This is a genomic window from Actinotalea sp. JY-7885 (assembly GCF_014525465.1).
Taxonomy (GTDB): Bacteria; Actinomycetota; Actinomycetes; order Actinomycetales; family Cellulomonadaceae; genus Actinotalea.
On record NZ_JACEXH010000198.1, the window covers coordinates 1 to 5,382 of the forward strand.

Annotated in this window: 5 protein-coding genes; all 5 read left to right on the top strand. The window is 75.1% G+C overall.

What is annotated here, in order from left to right; all coding sequences use genetic code 11:
• Positions 1 to 182, top strand: a 182-nt coding sequence (locus IDM29_RS14445; RefSeq protein ID WP_188037691.1) for a hypothetical protein, incomplete at its 5' end; no start/stop codon positions are given.
• 82 nt (positions 183 to 264) lie between these two features.
• Positions 265 to 846, top strand: coding sequence for a single-stranded DNA-binding protein (locus IDM29_RS14450; protein ID WP_182113477.1), 582 nt, complete (start codon positions 265 to 267; stop codon positions 844 to 846).
• A gap of 78 nt (positions 847 to 924) precedes the next feature.
• Positions 925 to 2,607, top strand: a complete 1,683-nt coding sequence (gene ettA, locus IDM29_RS14455; protein ID WP_182113478.1) for an energy-dependent translational throttle protein EttA — start codon at positions 925 to 927, stop codon at positions 2,605 to 2,607.
• 109 nt (positions 2,608 to 2,716) lie between these two features.
• Positions 2,717 to 4,552 (top strand): dynamin family protein, encoded by a 1,836-nt coding sequence (locus IDM29_RS14460; protein ID WP_255491801.1) that lies wholly within the window; start codon positions 2,717 to 2,719, stop codon positions 4,550 to 4,552.
• Positions 4,540 to 5,382 (top strand): GTPase (locus IDM29_RS14465; RefSeq protein ID WP_309232746.1); only part of this gene is annotated, 843 nt, incomplete at its 3' end. The genes IDM29_RS14460 and IDM29_RS14465, both read left to right, overlap by 13 nt.

Here is a 5,382-nt window from a genome sequence, read left to right on the forward strand (position 1 = left end):
CGCAGCGCGACGCGCAGTCCGCGGCGGCGGCCGCGCGCGAGGCGATCGGCCGCGTGGTCGACGAGCGCCTCGTGGTCCCCGTCGCGGCGGTGCTCGGTGAGCACCGGGCGGCCCGCGAGGCGACGGCGCCGTCCGCGGTGTCGTCCACAGGTCGACACCTCGACGGCCTGTCCACAGGCTGACGGGTCCCTCCCGCCGCGCCCACGCGAGGCGCGCGACCGTGGTCCCGCCGCCGGAGCGACCGGCGGGGGACAGGAGGACCTGATGAACGCGCAAGGACTGTCGGTGACCGTCGTCGGCTGGGTGGCGACCCCGCCCAAGGAGATCCACGGCACCGGGGTGCCCTACACGAGCTTCCGCCTCGCGACGACCCCGCGGCGGTTCGACAGCCGCACGGGTGGGTGGGCCGACGGTCGCACCGAGTGGATCACCGTCAAGGCGTTCCGGGACGTCGCCCACAACGTCGCCGAGTCGGTCCGCAAGGGCGACCCGATGCTCGTGCACGGTCGGCTGCAGACCGAGGAGTGGCAGGGGGAGAACGGCCCCCGCACCACGCTCGTGCTCGAGGCCTCGGCCCTGGGGCACGACCTCACGCGCGGCCGGACGCGGTTCGCCCGCGTCGTCCGCACGGCCCCCGGGGAGCCGGCGGCTGCCGCGCGCGACGCGGACGGCGCGGCCGCCCCGCTGCCCGACACCGAGGACCCGTGGGCGACGGACGGCGCGCCCGCACCCGACGACGCCGAGGAGCGGGACGGCAGCGAGGAGCCGGACGGTGCGGCGGCGGACGGGTCGTCGACCCGGCTCGAGGACCTGGTGGACGCGGACGGCGGCGCACGGACGCCGTAGGCTGGCGGGTGTTCCGGCGCCAGTGATCGCGACCTGGCCGGACCCCGACGCCCTCGAGACGAGCAGGAGCAGATCTGCGTGGCTGAGTTCATCTACACCATGTACAAGGCGCGCAAGGCGCACGGTGACAAGGTCATCCTCGACGACGTCACCATGAGCTTCTACCCCGGCGCCAAGATCGGCGTCGTCGGTCCCAACGGCGCGGGCAAGTCCACGATCCTCAAGATCATGGCGGGCCTGGAGCAGCCGTCGAACGGTGAGGCGCGGCTCTCGCCCGGCTACACCGTCGGCATCCTGCTGCAGGAGCCCCCGCTCGACGAGTCCAAGACGGTGCTCGGCAACGTCGAGGACGGCGTGCGGGAGATCAAGGACAAGCTCGACCGGTTCAACCAGATCTCCGAGGAGATGGCGTCGCCCGACGCCGACTACGACGCGCTGCTCGACGAGATGGGCAAGCTGCAGGAGGCGATCGACGCCGCCAACGCGTGGGACCTCGACTCGCAGCTCGAGCAGGCGATGGACGCGCTGCGCTGCCCGCCCCCGGACGCCGACGTGTCGGTGCTCTCCGGCGGTGAGCGGCGCCGCGTCGCCCTGTGCAAGCTGCTCCTCGAGAAGCCGGACCTGCTGCTGCTCGACGAGCCCACCAACCACCTCGACGCCGAGAGCGTGCTCTGGCTCGAGCAGCACCTGTCGCAGTACGAGGGCGCGGTCCTGGCCGTGACCCACGACCGGTACTTCCTCGACCACGTCGCGGAGTGGATCGCCGAGGTCGACCGCGGTCGCCTGTACCCGTACGAGGGCAACTACTCGACGTACCTGGAGAAGAAGCAGGCGCGCCTGGAGGTCCAGGGCAAGAAGGACGCCAAGCTCGCGAAGCGTCTCAAGGACGAGCTCGAGTGGGTGCGCTCGTCGGCCAAGGGCCGCCAGACCAAGTCCAAGGCCCGCCTCGCCCGGTACGAGGAGATGGCCGCGGAGGCGGACCGCACGCGCAAGCTGGACTTCGAGGAGATCCAGATCCCGCCGGGCCCCCGGCTCGGCAGCGTGGTCATCGAGGCGAAGGACCTGCGCAAGGGCTTCGACGACCGCGTGCTGATCGACGGGTTGTCGTTCTCCCTGCCGCGCAACGGCATCGTCGGCGTCATCGGCCCGAACGGCGTCGGCAAGACGACGCTGTTCAAGACGATCGTCGGCCTCGAGCCGCTCGACGCCGGTGACCTGCGGGTCGGCGAGACGGTCAAGCTGTCCTACGTCGACCAGTCGCGCGGCGGCATCGACCCGAAGAAGACCCTGTGGGAGGTCGTCTCGGGCGGGCTCGACTTCATCAAGGTCGGCAACGTCGAGATGCCGTCCCGCGCCTACGTCGCGGCGTTCGGGTTCAAGGGTCCGGACCAGCAGAAGCCGGCCGGCGTGCTGTCCGGCGGTGAGCGCAACCGCCTCAACCTGGCGCTGACGCTCCAGCAGGGCGGCAACGTCCTGCTGCTCGACGAGCCGACCAACGACCTCGACGTCGAGACCCTCGGCTCCCTCGAGAACGCGCTGCTCGAGTTCCCGGGCTGCGCCGTCGTGGTCTCCCACGACCGGTGGTTCCTCGACCGGGTCGCGACGCACATCCTCGCCTACGAGGGGACCGAGGAGGACCCGGCCCGCTGGTACTGGTTCGAGGGCAACTTCGAGGCGTACGAGGCGAACAAGGTCGAGCGCCTCGGCGCCGACGCCGCGCGCCCGCACCGCGTGACGTACCGCAAGCTCACGCGCGACTGACGCGAACGGCCTCGACCGGCAGCAGGGTCGGGCTCCTCGGAGCCCGGCCCTGCTGCATGATCGGACCGGCTGCGCGAGACTGACCGGGACGCCGACGACGGGAGCGCGCGTGACGTGGACGGACGAGGGTGCCGAGCGGCTCGCCACCGGCCTGGGCGCGCTGCGCTCGGCGGTCGCCGAGCTGCGGCTGCCCCTCGACCTGCCGGGGGCCGCTGAGGACCGGCGCGCGGCGGCTGCGCTCGTCGACCACCTCGACGACTACCTCGTCCCGCGCGTGCGCCAGCTCGGCGCACCGCTGCTGGCCGTCGTGGGCGGCTCGACCGGCGCAGGCAAGTCCACCCTGGTCAACAGCATCGTGGGCGCGCAGGTGACGCCCGCGGGCGTGCTGCGACCCACGACCCGGTCGCCCGTGCTCGTGCACCACCCCGACGACACCGCCTGGTTCAGCACCGACCGCGTGCTGCCTCGCCTGCCCCGCGTCACCGGCCCGGACGCCGAGGGACGCGCGCTGCGCCTGGCGCCCGACCCGGCCGTCCCGCGGGGGATCGCGCTGCTGGACGCGCCGGACATCGACTCCGTCGTCGCGGCGAACCGTGAGCTCGGCGAGGAGCTGCTCGGCGCCGCGGACCTGTGGGTCTTCGTCACGACGGCGGCGCGGTACGCCGACGCGGTGCCGTGGGACCTGCTCGCCGACGCCGCGCGGCGGCGGGCGGTGGTGGCGATGGTGCTCAACCGCGTCGACCCCGGTGCCGAGGCGGCCGTCCGCGAGCACCTCGCCGGGATGCTGACGGAGCGCGGGCTGGCGGACACGCGCATCTTCGCGGTCGCGGAGTCGCGCCTGGACGCCGGTCTGCTGCCGCGCGACGCCGTCGCCGAGCTGTCCGGCTGGCTGCACCGGGTCGCGGGCGACGCCGCCGCCCGCCAGGCCGTCGTCCGCCGCACCGTGCGCGGCGCCGTCGACGACGTCGTGGCGCGCGCTCCCGCGCTGGCGGACGCCGCCGACGCGCAGGTGGCGCACGTCGCCCGCCTGCGGGAGATGACCGCCGCCGCCTACCGGGAGGCCGCCCGCGACGTCGAGACGGCCACCCAGGACGGCACCATGCTGCGCGGCGAGGTCCTCTCGCGCTGGCAGGAGTTCGTCGGCACGGGCGAGCTGTTCCGGGCGATCGAGAGCCGCGTGAGCACGTGGCGCGACCGGCTGAGCGCCTTCCTGCGCGGCCGGCCCGCCCCGGAGCCCGTCACCGCCGCGATCGGCCACGGCCTCGTCGACCTCGTGCAGGACGCGGCGGACCGCGCGGCGGACCGCACCTACGCCGCGTGGCGCGCCGACCCGGCGGGCCGCCGGCTCGTGGACGGCCTGCGGCTCAGCCGCTCCTCGGTCGACCTGCGGGAGCGCATCAGCGCCGAGGTGCGCGCCTGGCAGGCCGGCGTGCTCGACCTCGTCTCCACGGAGGGCGCCGACAGGCGCCTCACGGCACGCGTCCTGTCGTTCGGCGTCAACGGGCTGGGGGCGGCGCTCATGGTCGCGATCTTCGCCTCGACCGGCGGGCTGACCACGGCCGAGGTCGGGGTCGCCGGCGGCACGGTGGTCCTCGCCCAGCGCCTCCTGGAGGCCGTGTTCGGGGACGACGCGGTGCGGCGGCTGACCCGGACGGCGCAGGAGGACCTCGCGGCCCGCATGAGCCGGCTGCTCGACGAGGAGGCGGACCGGTTCACGTCCGGACTCGACGCGCTGGACCTCACCCCGCGGGCCGGCGAGACGATCCGCCTGGCGGCGCAGCAGGTCGCGCTCGCGGCACCCGTCGCCGAGGCCGAGACCGAGGTCGCCGCGGCGGACGCCGCCCTGGCGGACGTCGCCGCCGGCCCCGGTGAGCCGGGCGACGTCGACGGGCAGGGCGAACCGGGTGGGCTGCGCGGATGGTGGCGGCGGCTGTGGGAGGTCTGAGCGTCGCGGAGCGCCTCGACGCGCTCACCGAGGCGGTGCGCGCGGGCGCCGACGTGCTCCCCGGCGACGTCGTCGACGCCGCGAGCGTGCTCGAGGAGCGCGCCGGGCGCCGGCTGCGGCTCTCGGGGGACCACACGGTCGCGGCGCTCGCGGGCGCCACGGGCTCGGGCAAGTCGTCGCTGCTCAACGCCCTGGTGGGGGAGCCGCTCGCCGCCGTCGACGTGCTGCGCCCGACGACGTCGGAGGCGCTCGCGGTGGTGCGCGGCCAGGAGGGGTCGGCGGCGCTGCTCGACTGGCTCGAGGTGCGCCGCCGGCACCAGCTCGCGGAGCCCTCGCCCGGTGCGGCGGGCGACCGGGCGGGCGGGCTCATCCTGCTCGACCTGCCGGACCACGACTCCGTCCGCACGGAGCACCGGCTCGAGGCCGAGCGGCTGGTGGCGCTCGTGGACCTGATGGTCTGGGTCCTCGACCCGCAGAAGTACGCCGACGCCGCGGTCCACGAGCGCTACCTGCGCGGCCTGGCGGAGCACCGGGACGTCGTGCTCGTGGTCCTCAACCAGGTGGACCGGCTCTCCGACGCCGAGCGGCGCGCGTGCCACGCGGACCTGGAACGGCTGCTGGCCCAGGACGGCCTGGCCGGGGTCCGCGTGCTCGACGTCTCCGCGCGCACCGGTGAGGGCGTCGACGCGCTGCGCGCCGCGCTCGACGCCGCGGCCGCGCGCCGGATGGCCGCCCAGGAACGCGTCCGGGCCGACGTCGTGCGCCTGGCCCACGAGGTGCAGGCGTCGTGCGGGCCCGTGCGCCGCGGCCGTGGCACCGCGGGGGCGACG

Bases quoted from the DNA above. Each gene is read 5' to 3' on its own strand.
- IDM29_RS14450 (WP_182113477.1), top strand. From the start codon at position 265: ATGAACGCGCAAGGACTGTCGGTGACCGTCGTCGGCTGGGTGGCGACC.